The sequence below is a fragment of the Marinobacter sp. MBR-105 genome (assembly GCF_053628895.1).
On sequence record NZ_JBRJHG010000020.1, the window covers coordinates 14,115 to 30,359 of the forward strand.

The 16,245-nt window shown below is 59.1% G+C and carries 14 protein-coding genes; 9 read left to right on the top strand and 5 right to left on the bottom strand.

Annotation, left to right across the window (positions count from 1 at the left end; translation table 11 throughout):
* The first annotated feature begins 19 nt into the window (after window positions 1-19).
* The 8 genes from ACSSVV_RS18555 to ACSSVV_RS18590 all read left to right on the top strand — a co-directional run bounded on the left by ACSSVV_RS18555 (window position 20) and on the right by ACSSVV_RS18590 (window position 10,434).
* Window positions 20-2,230 (top strand): FAD-dependent oxidoreductase, encoded by a 2,211-nt coding sequence (locus tag ACSSVV_RS18555; protein WP_023011978.1) that lies wholly within the window; start codon window positions 20-22, stop codon window positions 2,228-2,230.
* A complete protein-coding gene (locus ACSSVV_RS18560; protein ID WP_023011979.1) occupies window positions 2,196-3,167 on the top strand; it encodes a radical SAM protein in 972 nt (323 codons plus the stop codon). The genes ACSSVV_RS18555 and ACSSVV_RS18560 overlap by 35 nt, the downstream gene beginning before the upstream one ends.
* A gap of 31 nt (window positions 3,168-3,198) precedes the next feature.
* Complete coding sequence (locus ACSSVV_RS18565) at window positions 3,199-4,602, top strand: sodium:solute symporter family transporter (protein WP_023007839.1); 1,404 nt, start codon at window positions 3,199-3,201, stop codon at window positions 4,600-4,602.
* 21 nt (window positions 4,603-4,623) lie between these two features.
* On the top strand, window positions 4,624-5,580 hold the full coding sequence (locus ACSSVV_RS18570; protein ID WP_023011980.1) for a metallophosphoesterase family protein: 957 nt from the start codon (window positions 4,624-4,626) through the stop codon (window positions 5,578-5,580).
* Window positions 5,581-5,729: 149 nt separating this feature from the next.
* Window positions 5,730-6,245: a diaminobutyrate acetyltransferase gene (gene ectA / locus ACSSVV_RS18575; protein WP_011783727.1), complete on the top strand. Its 516-nt coding sequence runs from the start codon at window positions 5,730-5,732 to the stop codon at window positions 6,243-6,245.
* A 181-nt stretch (window positions 6,246-6,426) separates the two neighbouring features.
* On the top strand, window positions 6,427-7,695 hold the full coding sequence (gene ectB, locus ACSSVV_RS18580; RefSeq protein WP_014420132.1) for a diaminobutyrate--2-oxoglutarate transaminase: 1,269 nt from the start codon (window positions 6,427-6,429) through the stop codon (window positions 7,693-7,695).
* A gap of 50 nt (window positions 7,696-7,745) precedes the next feature.
* Complete coding sequence (locus tag ACSSVV_RS18585; RefSeq protein ID WP_011783729.1) at window positions 7,746-9,203, top strand: aspartate kinase; 1,458 nt, start codon at window positions 7,746-7,748, stop codon at window positions 9,201-9,203.
* A 238-nt stretch (window positions 9,204-9,441) separates the two neighbouring features.
* Window positions 9,442-10,434 (top strand): sigma-70 family RNA polymerase sigma factor, encoded by a 993-nt coding sequence (locus ACSSVV_RS18590; RefSeq protein ID WP_022992295.1) that lies wholly within the window; start codon window positions 9,442-9,444, stop codon window positions 10,432-10,434.
* A 1-nt stretch (window position 10,435) separates the two neighbouring features.
* Here the strand turns inward: ACSSVV_RS18590 and ACSSVV_RS18595 are convergent, their stop codons facing one another.
* From ACSSVV_RS18595 to pdxH, 5 genes are read right to left on the bottom strand one after another with little or no spacing between them, the layout of a single operon-like run.
* Complete coding sequence (locus tag ACSSVV_RS18595) at window positions 10,436-10,891, bottom strand: DUF3429 domain-containing protein (protein WP_022992294.1); 456 nt, start codon at window positions 10,889-10,891, stop codon at window positions 10,436-10,438.
* Entirely contained in the window at window positions 10,888-11,193 is a 306-nt protein-coding gene (locus ACSSVV_RS18600; RefSeq protein ID WP_022992293.1) for a DUF6482 family protein, read from the bottom strand. Before ACSSVV_RS18600 ends, ACSSVV_RS18595 begins: the two co-directional genes overlap by 4 nt.
* Window positions 11,194-11,250: 57 nt before the next feature.
* Window positions 11,251-11,835, bottom strand: coding sequence for a DNA-3-methyladenine glycosylase I (locus ACSSVV_RS18605; protein WP_022992292.1), 585 nt, complete (start codon window positions 11,833-11,835; stop codon window positions 11,251-11,253).
* Window positions 11,836-11,845: 10 nt separating this feature from the next.
* Complete coding sequence (locus tag ACSSVV_RS18610; protein WP_454106724.1) at window positions 11,846-12,610, bottom strand: 4'-phosphopantetheinyl transferase family protein; 765 nt, start codon at window positions 12,608-12,610, stop codon at window positions 11,846-11,848.
* Entirely contained in the window at window positions 12,579-13,214 is a 636-nt protein-coding gene (gene pdxH / locus ACSSVV_RS18615) for a pyridoxamine 5'-phosphate oxidase (RefSeq protein ID WP_011783735.1), read from the bottom strand. The genes ACSSVV_RS18610 and pdxH overlap by 32 nt, the downstream gene beginning before the upstream one ends.
* A gap of 178 nt (window positions 13,215-13,392) precedes the next feature.
* Between pdxH and ACSSVV_RS18620 the strand changes: the two genes are divergently transcribed.
* Window positions 13,393-16,245, top strand: coding sequence for a DUF748 domain-containing protein (locus ACSSVV_RS18620; protein WP_454106725.1), 2,853 nt, complete (start codon window positions 13,393-13,395; stop codon window positions 16,243-16,245).

The following is a 16,245-nucleotide window of genomic DNA, read 5'->3' on the forward strand; positions in this document are numbered from 1 at the left end:
ACCACAGACAGGCATGGATATGAATCGCAGCAAGTTATTACTTCTTCTTATCATCGCCGCTCTCGTAGGGATCTTCCTGGGTTTCGACGGGCACAAACTGCTTACCCTGGAAAATCTCCAGTCCCACCAGGGTGCAATCGAACAGTGGATTGATCAGAACCTGGTGCTAGCCGTAACGGGCTATGCATTGATCTATGTGGCGGTAACAGCCCTGTCCCTGCCCGGGGCTACGATCATGACCCTGGCGGGCGGCGCTTTCTTCGGAAATCTTTATGGCCTGGCTGCCGTCTCCATTGCTTCAACCATCGGTGCCTCCCTGGCCTTCCTGGTGGCCCGGTTCTTGATGCGGGACACGCTACGCAAGCGCTACGGGGAAACCGTGGTGAAAATGGACCGAGGAATTGAAAAAGACGGGGCGTTTTACCTGGCCACCCTGCGCCTGGTGCCGGTGTTCCCCTTCTTCCTGATCAACCTGGCCATGGGCCTGACCGCCATGAAGCTGCGCACCTATGCCGTGGTGAGCTGGGTTGCCATGTTGCCTGGCACTTTTGTGTACGTAAACGCAGGCACTCAATTGGGTCAGATCGAGTCCACCGGTGACATTGTCTCGGTTGACCTGCTGCTTTCCTTTGCATTGTTGGGTCTCTTTCCCTTGATTGCCAAGTTTGTGGTGGGCTTTATCCGCCGCCGCAAAGTGTATGCCGGCTGGCAGAAACCCGCGCATTTCGACTACAACCTGCTGGTCATCGGCGGTGGATCTGCAGGTCTGGTCTCGGCCTATATTGCTGCGGCGGTGAAAGCCAAGGTGGCCCTGATTGAAAAACACAAGATGGGTGGCGACTGCCTGAATACCGGCTGCGTGCCCTCCAAGGCCCTGATACGCAGCGCCAAGGCTGCCGATACCCTGCGCCACGCCAATCGTTACGGTCTGGAGTCCGTGCCCGTAAAAGGCTCGTTCAAAAACATAATGAACCGGGTGAAGGACGTTATCGCAAAAGTGGAGCCCCACGACTCTCCAGAGCGCTATCGCAAGCTGGGTGTGGACTGCATCTCTGGTGAGGCGAGTTTTGTGTCGCCCTGGGAACTGGAGGTCAAACATAATGATGGTAGTACCGAGCGCCTGACAGCTCGCAGCATCATCGTGGCCACCGGTGGCAAACCGGCGGTACCGCCGATCCCCGGACTGAAAGACATGCAGCCACTGACCTCCGATAACCTGTGGGAATTGCAGGAGCAGCCGCAACGCCTGCTGGTGTTGGGTGGTGGTCCCATTGGCTCAGAGCTGGCGCACGCGTTTGCCCGCCTTGGCACTCAGGTCACTCAGGTGGAGCGGGGGGAGCGCCTACTGGCCAAAGAAGATGCTGATGTCTCTGAACTGGTGCTCAAACAGTTTGAAGCCGACGGAATTGATGTCCGGCTGAAACATTCAGCGGCTGAGTTCCGTATAGAGGAAGGAGAGAAGGTTGCGTACTGCGATTACGAGGGTCAGAGGGTTCGCATTCCCTTTGATCAGGTTCTGGTGGCTGTGGGTCGTGCGGCGAATACCTCCGGTCTGAACCTGGAAAGGATTGGCGTCGACACTTTGCCCAATGGCACCGTACCGGTGGAAGAGGACATGAGTCTGAGTTATCCGAACGTGTTCGCCTGCGGCGATGTGGCCGGCCCGTACCAGTTTACTCACGCTGCGGCCCACCAGGCCTGGTACGCGGCCGTCAACGGTCTGTTCGGGCAGTTCAAGCGCTTCAAGGTGGATTACCGGGTAATGCCCTGGGTTACGTTCACCTCGCCGGAAGTGGCCAGAGTTGGGTTGAGTGAGGCTGAGGCAAAGGCAAAGGGCGTGGCCTACGAGGTTACTCGTTACGGCCTGGATGACCTGGACCGGGCGATTGCCGAAAGCGAGGACCATGGCTTTATCAAGGTGCTGACTCCGCCGGGCAAAGACAAGATTCTTGGCGCTATGGTGGTGGGCACGCACGCCGGGGAAATCCTGGCCGAGTTCACCCTGGCCATGAAACACGGTCTGGGCCTGAACAAGATCCTGGGCACCATTCACCCCTACCCGACCTGGAACGAGTCGGCCAAGTACGCGGCCGGTGAATGGAAGCGCTCTCATGCCCCTGAAGGCATTCTGAAGCTGCTGGAGAAGCTCCATGGCTGGCGCCGTGGGAAAAAGACGAATACACCAAGGAGCCACTATGCCCCTGACCAAAACCCGACCGGCCCGCGCTAAACGCATTCCGGCCGTGGAAGTTCTGGAACCCCGGGCCCGTGATAGCTGGACCCACACCCGCAACGGTGATCCCCGGGGATACATCGATGCCGACAGGCTAAAAGAGCTGTGGATACACACCGGTACCGCCTGCAACCTGGCCTGCCCGTTTTGCCTGGAGGGTTCCCATCCCGGTGATGGCCGCATCCCGGGCATGAAGCTCATTGACGTGAAACCGTTTATCCACGAAGCCATTGACATGGGCGTGGAGCAGTTTTCCTTCACCGGTGGTGAGCCCTTCGTGATCCGGGATTTCGTCAATATCCTGGACTACGCGAGCCAGTACCGCCCCTGCTTTGTGCTCACCAACGCCACTGAGCCGCTGCACAAGCGCCAGCACCAGGTGCTGCCCTTATTGGATAATCCCTATCCGATCCACTTCCGGGTGAGCCTGGATTTTCCCGACCGCGCCCGGCATGACAAGGACCGCGGCGAGGGCAGCTTTGATGAGGCCTTGCAGGGCATCCGTTGGTTGATCGAACAGGGTTTCAAGGTATCCATTGCCCGCCAGACCGATCCGAAGGAAATTCCGGCTGATGTCGAAGCCGCGTTCCGTGGGATCTTCCGGGAATGGGGCATTCCGGAGAACCTCGCGTTCACCGCGTTTCCGGACCTGGGCACGCCTGGTTCGGAAGATGGCAGTCCGGAGATCACCGAGACCTGCATGGAGAAGTATCCGACGAAGGAATCCCGGTCGCACTTTATGTGCACCTATACGCGGATGCTGGTGAAGAGGGGCGAACAGGTGCGGGTGTATGCCTGCACGCTGGTGGACGATGATCCGCAGTATGACCTCGGCGGTACGCTGGCGGAGAGTATGGACGAGCGGATCATGTTGCGGCATCACCGGTGTTTCTCGTGCTACCGCTTTGGGGCGAGTTGTTCGGCGCCTGTGTAGATTCGTTAAACCGTAAACCAGGAACACGACAATGAATTTTACCGAAGCATCCCTGTTCTGGGGATTCCTGCTGGTCTACGGCGTGGTTATGTATGCGCTGTCGCCCAAGAGCAAGAACGCAAACTCTTTTTATAAGGGCGCCGATGATCAGGGCAACCCGGTGGGTCAGTGGTCGCTGACGGCGAGTATTTTTATCAGCTGGATCTTTGCCAAGTCGGTGACTAATGCGGCGAATCTGGGGGCGGCTTATGGTGTGGTGGGCGGTCTGGCTTATGCCAGTTACTGGCTGTCCATCCCGGTGGCAGGCTATGTGATTTACCTGATCCGGACCCAGACCGGGGCCCGGAGTCTGCAGGATTTTCTGACCTCGCGTTTCGGGCGGCTGGCCAGTCTGGCGTTTGCCGCGGCGGTTCTTATCCGGCTCTATAACGAGGTCTGGAGTAACACCGCAGTGGTGGGCGGTTACTTCGGATTGCCCGGCGAGTGGGAGTATTACGCGGCGGCGATGCTGTTTACGGTGTTTACCCTGGCTTACAGTCTGAAGGGCGGTCTCCGGTCCTCGATCTTCACCGATGTGATTCAGGCCTTCGTGTTTGTGTTCTTTGTGGGGGCGGTATTGTTCCTGATCATCCCTGCCAACGACACCAGCGCCCTGTTGACTAATGGTGAGTTCCGGCTCAATGCTGGTTTCGACTTGCTGTTGGTGGCTCTGTTGCAACTTTTCAGTTATCCATTCCACGATCCGGTGCTGACTGACCGGGGCTTTGTGAACAAGGAAAAGACCATGCTCAAGAGCTTTGTGGTCGCCGGATTGTTGGGCTTTGTGGCGGTGTTTATTTTCAGTCTGGTGGGCGTTCACGCCCGGCTTAACGGCATTGAGGCCATGGGGAACGCGCCCGCAGCAGTGGGCCAGTCCCTGGGGCTGGCGGCGTTGTTCTTCATGAGCGTGGTGATGATGACCTCGGCCGGTTCCACTCTCGATTCCACCTTTACCTCACTGGCCAAGTCCCTTGCGGTGGATCTGCCTCGCCTGGCGCGGCGTGCGTCGGACAAGCTGCCGAGCATGAGAGTGGGGGCCGTGGTGATGGTGATTTTTGCCTTCCTGGGTAACCTGCCCATGTTCGCCGGTACTGACATCCTCAAGGCGACGACCATCTCGGGCACTATGGTCATGGGGCTGGCGCCGGTTTTCCTGTTCTATGGTTTTACCCAGTGGTCGCCCTGGAGCTTCCATCTCAGCTTCTGGACCGGGCTTGGTCTTGGTGTTCTGTTGGCGGTGGGCCTCATCCCATCAAGCTGGGCGATTGGTGACGGTGCCTATGCGATGTTGCTGGGCGTGAATGCTTACGGTTTCCTGATCTGTACGGTGTGTTTCTTCCTGCCCTTGCTGTTAAAGCGTCTGGCTGGAAAGTCGGTGGCCGCCGAAGGTGCCTGACCAGAACGGAGGGGCCAGATCATGGCTGATACAGAAGGGCGCAGCTGCCCGCTGGCATACCGCTACACGCCAGAGTCTCTTTGCAGAGAGCCGGCGCAGGTTTCTGAGGATGTGCTGTACATCGTCGGTGGTCTTTACGGCAATGCCTTCGCCCTTGATGAAATCGAGGCCATGGTGCGCGCAGAGGAGCGCCACGGCCACCGGGTGAAGCTGGTCTTCAATGGCGATTTCAACTGGTTTAACGCTGACGACACTTTGTTCCGGGAGATCAACAGCCGGATCCTGGACCACACAGCGATTCTCGGCAACGTGGATTATGAGCTCTCGATTCCCAACGCCGGCGCCGGCTGTGGCTGCGCGTACCCGGAGTATGTGGATCAGGGAGTGGTGGAGCGGTCCAATCAGATGATGGGGCGGCTGCAGGTGGTGGCGGACCGACACCCCGATATTCAAAAGAAACTCTCATTATTGCCACGATACCGTTGCATGATATTTGGAGGCCTAAAGGTTTTGGTCGTGCATGGTGATCCGGAGTCTCTGGCCGGGTGGGGGCTGGCTCACGAATCTATTGCCTCGGGCGGCGAGGAAAAGCTGGCGTACTGGTTTCGTGCCACCGGTGCCGACCTGATCGCTTGCGCCCATACCTGTCTGCCGGTGATCTGGTCCGGTAAAGTGGATGAAAAACAACGGATCGTGGCCAATAACGGTGCGGCCGGCATGGGTAATCTGCGTGCCGACTCCCGGGGGCTCGTTACCCGCATTGGCTTTACAAGCCCTTTTATGGAGCCGTTGGCGGCAATTGCGCGGCCCGGTCTGCATGTTTCCCTGATGCCGGTCGCTTACGATATCGATGCCTGGCTGGCTCAGTTTGACAGGCTTTGGCCCGAAGGGTCTCCTGCCGCTGTGTCCTATCGAAGACGCCTGACTGACGGCACCCATCTTGTGCCGGAGGGCATTATTTTTCCCTCTTTCCGGTAACCAATTTGTCACTGGCAAATGCTTCAATCCGGTCTATTCTGAAACTATCAGGCTCGGGCCGTGTTGAGTGGCTGGCCGGGGTCGACTTGAAATATATTTTGTGGTCTATATAATTCAACACTAACTTTTGGCAGCGAATTGATCACGTTATGACATCAGAAGGATCGAATACCACCGCCATCACCCTGCGTAAACCGACAAAGGATGATGGCTACAGGCTTCACCAGCTGGTTGCGGAATGCCCACCGCTGGACCCCAACTCGATTTACTGCAACCTGTTGCAGTGCAGCCACTTTGCCGAGACCGGCGTGGCCGCGGAGAAGGAAGGCGATCTGGTCGGCTTTATCTCCGGATACATCCCTCCCCAACAGCCCGAGACCGTGTTTGTCTGGCAGGTGGCGGTTCACGAGAAAGGTCGTGGACAGGGCCTCGCCAAGCGGATGCTGAAGGAAATCGTTGGCCGGGACGCGTGCAGCAATGTCACGCACCTGGAAACCACGATTACCGAAGACAACGAGGCCTCCTGGGCGCTGTTCCGCTCTTTCGCCCGTGATCTGGGAGCCGAGCTCACCTACCACGAGCATTTCGAGAAAGAGACCCATTTTGGCGGCAAGCACGATTCCGAATTCCTGCTGCGCATCGGGCCTTTCACGAACCCTGTCTGAGAGCCTGTGTTAACGCCTTCAGGCGTGAACCACTGACGAGATTGTAGTAGCCGGCAGGCCGCCCGGGGTGGGCCTGCCATGCGGCTTAAAGCAACGCTCGGCGGGTCTGTTGCGACCGACACGTTTTACCGACAGGCTCCCGCGCATTTACCTCGAACCTGACATGCTAAGAGGCAAGACAATGGAAATTTTCAAGTCTACTGAATCTGAAGTTCGCGTTTATTCCCGTGCTTTTCCGGTGATTTTCAACCGCGCCAAGAACGCGCATCTGTACACCGAAGATGGCAAGGAATACCTGGACTTTCTGGCCGGTGCCGGTTCCCTGAACTACGGCCACAATAACGACATCCTGAAGAAAGCGCTGCTTGAGTACATTGAAGCGGACGGCGTGAGCCAGGGCCTGGACCTGTTCACCACCGCCAAGCACGACTTCATGGAATCGTACAAAAAGCACATCCTCGATCCCCGTGGTCTGGACTACAAGATGCAGTTCACCGGTCCCACCGGTACCAACTGTGTGGAAGCGGCCATGAAGCTGGCCCGTAAGGTGAAAGGCCGTACCAACATCATTTCCTTCACCAACGGTTTTCACGGTGTCACTACCGGTGCGGTAGCAGCCACTGGTAACGAGCATCACCGTGGTGGCGTAGGTATTCCCCTGGGGCATGTCGACTTCATGTTCTACGACGGCTACCTGGGCGAAGACGTTGATACCCTGGCTATCATGGACAAGGTGCTGTCAGACAGCTCTTCCGGCGTTGAGCTGCCGGCTGCCGTCATTGTTGAAGCCGTGCAGGGCGAAGGTGGCCTGAACGCCGCCCGTGCCGAGTGGCTCAAAGGTCTGTCCGAGCTGTGCCAGAAGCACGATATTCTGCTGATTGTGGATGATATCCAGGCGGGCAACGGCCGTACCGGCGAGTTCTTCAGCTTTGAGTTCGCCGGCATCAAGCCGGACATTGTGACCGTGTCCAAGTCCCTGAGCGGCTATGGTCTGCCGATGGCACTGGTACTGTTCAAGCCGGAACTGGACGTGTGGGAATCCGGTGAGCACAACGGTACCTTCCGTGGTAACAACATGGCGTTTGTCACTGCCCGTGCCGCCATTGAAACCTACTGGAAGGACGACACCTTTGCCAACGAAGTGAAGGCCAAGACCAAGGTGCTGGGTGATGCCCTGCAGGCCATCTGCGACAAGTACCCGGGTGAGTTCAAGATGAAAGGCCGGGGCTTGATGCGCGGTATCGAGGCCAAGCATGCAGATCTGACCGGCCCGATCACCAAGCGTGCCTTTGAGCACGGCCTGATCATCGAGACCAGTGGTCCGAACGATGAGGTGATCAAGTGCCTGATGCCGCTGACCACCAGCGAAGACGATCTGCGCCTGGGTGTGAAAATCCTGGCCGAGAGTGTCGATGAGATCATGCAGGAAGGTGTTAGCGAGGCGTCGTAAGACGCCCGCCATCCCACACTTACATTCCGCAGGATAGCAAAGGCAACGACATGACAACGGCACAACATACCGTCGAGAAAATCGGCGGTACTTCCATGAGTAACTATGAGGCCGTGCGCGACAATATCATTATTGGTAAGCGCAAGAAGAGCGACCTCTACCAGCGGATTTTTGTGGTCTCTGCCTACGGTGGCGTGACCAATGAACTGCTGGAGCACAAGAAAACCGGCGAGCCGGGGGTCTATGCCCTGTTTGCCGATGCCGAATCCGACTGGGCCTGGGGCGACGACCTTACCAAGCTGATTCAACTGCTGACGGACATCAACGGTGAGCTGTTTGCCGATCCGATGCTCAAGCAGCAGGCGGACCAGTTCATTACTGATCGCATTGAGGGGGTCCGGGGCTGCCTGATCGACCTGCAGCGCCTGTGTTCCTATGGCCAGTTCCAGCTTGAAGAGCATCTGCTTACCGTGCGGGAGATGCTGGCGGGGATTGGCGAGGCCCACAGTGCTTTCAATACCGCCCTGAAGCTGCAGCAGGAAGGTATTAACGCCCGCTTTGTCGATTTGACCGGCTGGCGCGACAGTGAATTGCTGCCGCTGGATGAAAAGCTCAAGCAGGCCTTCGATGCCATCGACCTGAGCCGGGAACTGCCAATCGTGACCGGTTATGCCCAGTGCAAGGAAGGTCTGATGCGTACCTTCGACCGGGGCTACAGTGAGATGACGTTCAGCCGCACGGCGGTGATCACCAACGCCCGGGAAGCGATCATCCATAAGGAATACCATCTGAGCTCTGCCGATCCGAACATTGTTGGCGAAGACAAGGTGGTTCCGTTAGGGCGTACCAACTACGACGTCGCCGACCAGTTGGCCAACCTGGGGATGGAAGCGATTCACCCCCGTGCGGGTAAAGGTCTGCGCCAGAACGAGATTCCGCTGCGGGTGATGAACACCTTCGAGCCGGAGCACACTGGTACGCTGATCACTGGCGACTACGTCAGTGAAAAACCCCAGGTGGAGATCGTGGCAGGTGCCAAAGGCGTATTTGCCATTGAGGTGTTCGACCAGGACATGCAGGGCGAGCCGGGTTCCGACCGCCGTATCCTGGATGTACTGAGCCGTTTTAAAGTGCGGTTCATGTCCAAGGACACCAATGCCAATACCATTACCCACTACGTGGATACCACGCTCAAGCACGTGAAGCGGGTGGTCAAGGCACTGGAGGAAGAGTTCCCCAATGCCGAAATCAGTACCCGCAAAGTGGCCCTGGTGTCTGCCATTGGCAGTGATATGAAGGTGCCGGGCATTCTTGCCCGTTCGGTAAAATCACTGGCTGATAATGACATCAGCGTGCTGGCGATCCACCAGTGCATGCGCCAGGTGGATATCCAGTTCGTGGTTGATGAAGACAAATACGACCAGGCGATTGTGGCCCTGCACGGGGCGCTGATTGAACCCCATAACCACGAATATGCCATCGTGGCGGCATCAACCACCGCCGGCTAGGAATTACCCACAGGCGGAACCGGTCGCTTCGTCTGTGGGTAATGGAGGAGTCTTGCCTCCAGATCGGGCGCCCGGTCGGCCGTCTCACAACCTGTGAGGTTTCATGGCCGGGCGTGACCGATCCCTTCCTCTCACTGTCATATCTGCCTTTCCGTATTTCGGTTTCCCGCTGTTTGCAGGGGAATCCATGCCTGCCTGATCTGCGTATTCCCTGTAAATATCAAACCGGTACCGAGCCATGCAGATACAGAGCCGGCCGGGACCGCTTCCGACGCTGCCCAACGATGGTGAAAGGGATTCCCTGGTCGGGTTGTATTTCAGGGATGCGTCCCGGCATGACCTCCTTAGCGAAACCGATGAACGGCGTCTGGCCAGAAAGCTGATCCGGTCGCTAAAGGTGATTCATACCGAACTGGCATTACCCGAGGATACACCACAAACCCTGCGGGATGTGGTGGGTAGCCTGGGCGATGCCTGCGCCTTTTCGGCCCGCTGTCGCCGGGCCTATCACCTTGCCATGGCCTGCCGTCACCGCCTGATCCAGAGCAACCTGAGACTGGCGGTGCACATTGCCCGGCGCTACGGCCACCATGGTATTCCCATGTCGGATCTGATTCAGGATGCCAATGTTGGTCTGATCAAGGCTGTGGAGCGCTACGACCCGGGCAAGGGCTTCCGGTTCTCCACCTATGCCTACTGGTGGATCAGTGAAGAAGTGCGCCGCTGCCTGCAGCGGGGTGTGCGTGTGGTGCATACGCCGGAGAATGTGGTGGAGGAGATCCGCCAGTTGCAGAAGGTGTCCATGCGCTTGCATCACTCCCTTGGCCGGGAGCCTACCCAGTCCGAGCTGGCTCGGGAAATGGAGGCCACACCCTCCAGGATTGGCGAACTGAGAGCCCTGGCGTCCAGGGAAGTGTCGACCGATGTTCCGCTGGTTGAAGACGGATCGGTGACCCTGGCCGACAGTCTCGATGCGGGTGCCGATACCCGCCCGGATCAGCCGTTTCGGGCGCGGGACCGGATGATTCGGCTGGAGCGCATGATGGGGGAACTGTCGGACCGGGAGCGGGATATCCTGACCCGGCGTTACGGGCTTGGCTTGATTGAACCCGAGACTCTGCAAACCATCTCGGAGCAGATGGGCCTGAGCCGGGAGCGTGTGCGACAGATCGAGAAAGGGGCCCTGAGAAAACTGCAGGCGCTGTTTGGAACAGATCCTGACGGTGCCTGAATCAGGCACCGTGCAGCAGGAAAAACCAGGCAGCGACCGTTAGCTGGCAGGCCAGTACCACGGTGGTCAGCACCAATCGCATCTTCAGATACCAGGCCGGCCAGTAGGTACGCATCCAGCGGGCGTCCACCAGATACAGCAACAGGAACGCGACGATGTAGAGCGGGATTTTCTGTGGCGTCTGCAGTAATAGCCCGATACCGGCGGCAACGAAGAACAACTGGCTCAGCAGCATGGTCACCAGGGGCGATTGCGGGTAGGAGCGGTTTTCCAGCTGCATGGCAATGGTCCAGTAGATTCCGCCCATAAAAGCGAGAATACCGGCGCTGTAAATATAGAACCACGCCAGAATGGCAACGCTGTTGGCTGGCATCAGGAACAGGCCAGCGGTGCCAAGAATGAATGGAATCAGGCCGGCAATGCCGACCAGAACGGCCAGGCGAGCAACTGAGATCACGACTTCTGCCTCTGTACCTGTATCCGCATGGGTTCGATGTCTGCCGGCGCCATACCAACCATTTCGTGGTACGCCGAGGGATGCACCACCTGGGTTTCCCGGATGGTGTAGCCAGAAAGCGTGTCCTGAATCTGCCAGGCACTTCGGAACAGCCGGGTCTGCCCCTTATGATCGGACAGCACCTTCATGCCTTCCGGGCCGTGTAGCCGTGCCATGTATTGCTGCCCCTCCAGGGAGAGGATCTCCAGAAGGTCGATCACCGGTTGTTCCAGGTTTTTGAGTTCGTCGAGGGTAATGCGCACCGTAAAGCTCCCGAAATGGCGTGTCTGGGGAACTTACGACCAACCGGCCCGGTAAGATCATTGTGCCAGTTGTTGGCACTCGGCGTGGGCATGGCAGGTCACCAGATGATCATTGACCATGCCGGTGGCCTGCATGAAGGCGTAGACAATGGTGGGGCCCACAAAATTAAAGCCCGCTTTCTTCAGGGCCTTGGACATGGCTTCAGATTCCGGGGTGGTGACGGGGACCTCGGCCAGTGCCTGCCACCGATTCTGGATCGGCCGGCCGTCGACGAATTGCCAGAGAAACTCCGAGAACGAGATGCCCTGATCCCGCAGAGCCAGGAAGCCTCGGGCATTGCGGATAATGGAATGGACTTTCAGGCGATTCCGGATGATTCCGGGGTCTGCCAGCAGGCGGTCGATATCTTCATCATCAAAGCGGACGATCTGCTCCGGATCAAATCCGGCGTAGGCCTGACGATAGCTTTCCTGCTTGCGAAGGATGGTAATCCAGCTTAGACCGGCTTGCTGTCCGTCCAGGCAGAGTTTCTCGAACAGCGCCTGATCGTCGTATTCGGGGCGCCCCCAGACAGTATCGTGGTAGTGCACGTACAGTGGATCGGTGCCGCACCAGGGGCAACGGCCGGTGGTCTGGGGCATGGTGGCCTCGCTAGGGTCGGGCTCTGATCAGCCGGTGAAACAGTGGCTCCCAGGTAAGGTCGAGGCTGGGAGCCGGCTCCAGATTGTAGTCATCCGGCGGTGGTTCCAGCAAGGTGATCTCCGGCCAGAGACTGGTGTTATCCGGGCTGCCATCGCAGGGATAAACCAGGGTGACCAGAAAGCCCTCGGCATACAGACAACTGGCCTGCCAGTGTCGGTCTGGCTGATCCCCGTACAGCTCGAAATTCTTGCGCACTTCCAGAGTTTGCAGGTTGCCGGCGATGCCCCGTCCGGTCGCTTTGAGCCAGGCCTCTTTCAGAGTCCAGACCTTGAGGAAACTGAAAGGATCGTCCGCCCTTAGCAACCACTCCTGTTCAACGGCGGTGAACCAGCGTGTTGTCACTCTGGCCCAGTCTGCCCGGCGCTGGCTCGGTTCAAGATCAATCCCCAGGGCGCTCCGGCCGGTGGCACAGGCAGTCAGCCCCTGGCTGTGGCTAAGGGACAGGTGCCAACCCTGCGGGCTGGCGGAGGCAACGGGGCGTCCCGGTATCGGGTGACAGCTTGTTGGAGCCTCCCCACTGGCGCGGGCCAGGGCCTGACGAATCAGCCATCGACTGGTCAGATACTCCTGGCGTCTGGGCCCTTCCAGACGCGCGAGGGCTTTGCCTTCATCGGCGGTCATCCAGGCTGGGGCCTGGGACAGGTTCCGGTTGATCTGGTGGCACAGCCAGATCGCCGGCCGGTCAGGGTTGCAGTCGTTGGATTGTCCAGCCATCGCCTTCTCTCACGTACTCAAATCGATCGTGAAGCCTGCTCGGCCTTCCCTGCCAGAATTCGATTCGCTCCGGAACCACCCGGTACCCACCCCAGAAACTGGGGAGCGGAATTTCTCCGGAACTGAATTTGCGCTTCATCTCCGCGACTTTTTGCTCCAGCAGGCCTCGGGACGTAATGACCTGGCTCTGCTCCGAAACCCAGGCGCCAATCTGGCTGCCCCGGGGCCGGGACGAAAAGTAGCGCAGGGATTCCGCCTTGCTGACCTTTTCGACCGCACCCTGAATACGCACCTGCCGGTTCAGGCCGATCCACGGGAACAGCAGTGCCGCCCGGGGATTCTCCTGCAGCTCCTGAGCCTTGCGGCTGCCGTAGTTGGTGTAGAACACAAAACCCTGGCTGTCGAAATACTTCAGTAGCACGGTTCTGAGATCGGGCATGCCGTCGGCACCGGTGGTGGCCAGTGACATGGCATTGGGCTCCAGAATGCCCGCCGTTCTGGCATCCTCGAACCAGGTCTGGAACTGCTGTACCGGATCCTCGTTCAGGTGTTCCCGATCCAGCCCTTCGCTTTCGAAATCCCGACGCATATCGCCGATATCCATACTGCTCGTCTCCGTTGATCAACACAGGGAGTCATACGTCAGCGGAGCATATCGGGTTCGGTGGTCGCTGTCAGGTTTCGTGTCTGGTCGGGTGAATTCGCTGACAAACACCGCACACGGGCGCTATGCTTGCATCATGGCCGGCCGCGGCGCCGTGGGTAGATAAAGGGAGAGTCTTGTGGCAGAGAAAGAGGCAGAGAACAGCCAGGTAGCAAGCCAGCGGGTAGTGAGTCGCCGGAAGAGCCATCTGGTCAGGAACCTGCTGATCGCATTGGGCGTGTTGTTGGGGCTGTATGCCCTGGCCGGCTTCCTGGTTCTGCCCTGGTGGCTGGAGCGGTCGTTGCCGGAACAGATGGACCAGCGCATGGGCTGGCAGGCTGAGGTGGAGAACGTGCGGTTCAATCCGTTTGCCTTCAGCCTGGAAGCAGACGCCTTTTCTGCAAAGGATACGACTGGGGAGCCGGTGACGTCGTTTGATCACCTGCGGGTGAATCTCAGTTTCCTCAGCTTGCTCCGCGGTATCATCGGGTTTGAGGAAATCCGTCTGGTGGAGCCGGACGTTCGCCTGGATTTGCTGCAGGACCATGACATCAATTTTGCCCGGGACTGGCGCAGTGCCAATCCCGAGAAAGAGGACACGACCCGGCCTGAAACCGCTGAGTCGAGTCATCCGCCCAGGTTGTATTTCCAGCAGGTGACCATCGATGGTGGTGAGCTGCTGTTCCGTGACTTCTCCCAGGGTGGCGACCCTGCCGAGTTTCGGGTTGCGCCGCTGGATCTTACCCTGAACGATCTGGCCACCTGGCCCCGGGATGGCAGCGACAGTCAGTATTCCGTGATGGCTGCTCTGGGTGAGCAGGTGATTGAATGGGAGGGGGATCTGAGCGTTACCCCGCTGTACTCCGCAGGCCGGCTCCGGCTTTCAGGGCTTCGTCACGATACCCTCGCCCACTTCCTGGCGCCCTATCTGCCGTGGCAGCTGCGCGATGGTACCGTGACCCTGGAATCCCGTTATGAACTGGCCGGTGGCGATCGCTTTGAACTGATCACCTCCGATGGCAACCTCACTATCAAGCAACTGGCACTGGCGCTTTCGCCCTCCGATGAGCAGCCAGCCCTGGCTACGGAAGCCGTTGCCATTCAGGGCATTGGCTTCGACCTGACGGCCCGGGAGGCAACCGTTGGCATGGTGTCGATCCAGCAACCGTCGCTGGCCGCCACCCGCAATGCCAAGGGGGAGGTGGATTGGCAGTCGTCTCTGGCAACGGCCGGAACCGATCAATCCGAAACCTCGGAGCCGGCGTCTGATTCGGGCGAGCCATTCCGCTGGTCGGTCCAGGGTGTCGAGTTGTCCGGCGGTCAGGTTCGCTGGCGGGATCAGGTGCCGGAAACAGACGCCGAGATTGCCGTCAATAATCTGGCCATTACCATGGGTGGTCTCTCCCACCGCCTGGATGAACCGGTTTCCTACGATATTTCCGCAGAACTCGGCTCCGGTGGCCGGGTGACCGCCATGGGCCAGCTGACTCCAGCGCCGTTTACCTTTGAGGGCGCCTTGTCCGGCAGCGACATCCTGTTGCCCGTTATCCAGCCCTATGTTGCTGATGCCGCAAACCTGGAGCTGGTGGATGGCCGCCTGGGTTTCGATGGCAATCTGGACCTGGATGGCCAGGATGAACCCCTGACCGGCACCTTCAGTGGCACGGCTGAAATTGCCGGGTTGGCCACGCGGCTACCGGGCAATGGCGGGGAGCTGGTGTCCTGGGAGTTGCTGCGCCTGGCCCCGGTGGAGTTCAACCTTAATCCCGCCCGGCTGGAAATCGGCACCGTGACCCTGAACAGCCCGGCGGTTAACGTCATCCGGGCCGCCGACGGACTGCACAATCTGCAGCAGATTATTCAGGATGGCGGGGCCTCCGAGGCAGAAACCAGCCCAACGGCGTCGTCGGAAGCTTCGGAGCCAGGCTTTATTTTCCGCATTGGCGAACTGGTCGTGGAGCAAGGTTCCATGGCCTACACCGACCGCACGCTGGAGCCGCCCTTCAGTACCGGGTTCCAGGAACTTACGGGATCGGTGACCGGCATCAGCAATGTCCCTCCGCAACAGGGGCGGGTGGCGATCAGCGGCCAGCTGGCCGGGGTGGCACCGGTTCGTTTTGACGGAACCCTGGGCGCTCTGGGCACCGAAGAGCCCAGCAACCTGAAACTCACCATGAAAGACATGGCGTTGCCGGTACTGTCGCCCTATTTCGGTCGCTATCTGGGGTATTCGGTGGACAGCGGCAAACTGGAACTGGCGCTGGATTACCAGATAACCGGTACCCGGCTTGAGGCGTCCAACGAAGTGATCCTGGACCGGATGCAACTGGGCTCTGCGGTGGCCAGCGAACAGGCCATTAACGCCCCGGTCAAGCTGGGTCTGGCTCTGCTCACAGATCGTGACGGTGTTATCGAGGTGAATTTGCCCATTCAGGGCGACATGTCAGACCCCGAATTCAGCGTTGGCCAGATTGTCATGCGGGCGTTCGTGAACCTGTTGGTGAAAGCGGCCGCCTCACCGTTCAGTATGCTGGGCTCGCTGGCGGAAATGGCAGGCTTCAGCAGCGAAGAGCTGGGCCAGGTCAGCTTTGTTCCCGGTAGTGTACAACTGGCGGATAACGAGGCCGAGAAACTGTCCGCGCTGGCCCAGGCGCTAAGGGAGCGCCCGGAGCTTCTGCTCAACATCCGTGGTGCTGTTGCCCCTGAGGCCGATGCCCTGGCATTGCTGAAGGCGCAGATGCAGGCCCGCGGTGAGGCCGTTACCGGCGAAGCCTGGGAGCAGGCGCAGCAGGCCTGGCGCGATGGTGAGCGCAGCCTGCCGCCGGAAGCGCTTGGAAGTCTGGCCTCGGAGCGAGGGGTAACGGTTCGTCAGGTGCTGACGGCGACGCATGAGGTGTCGGACAGCCAGTTGTTCCTGCTGGATCCGGCTCGCGATGCGCCGGTAGATGAACAGGGCAACGTGATGGTCCGGTTTACCCTGGACGTTCGTTGA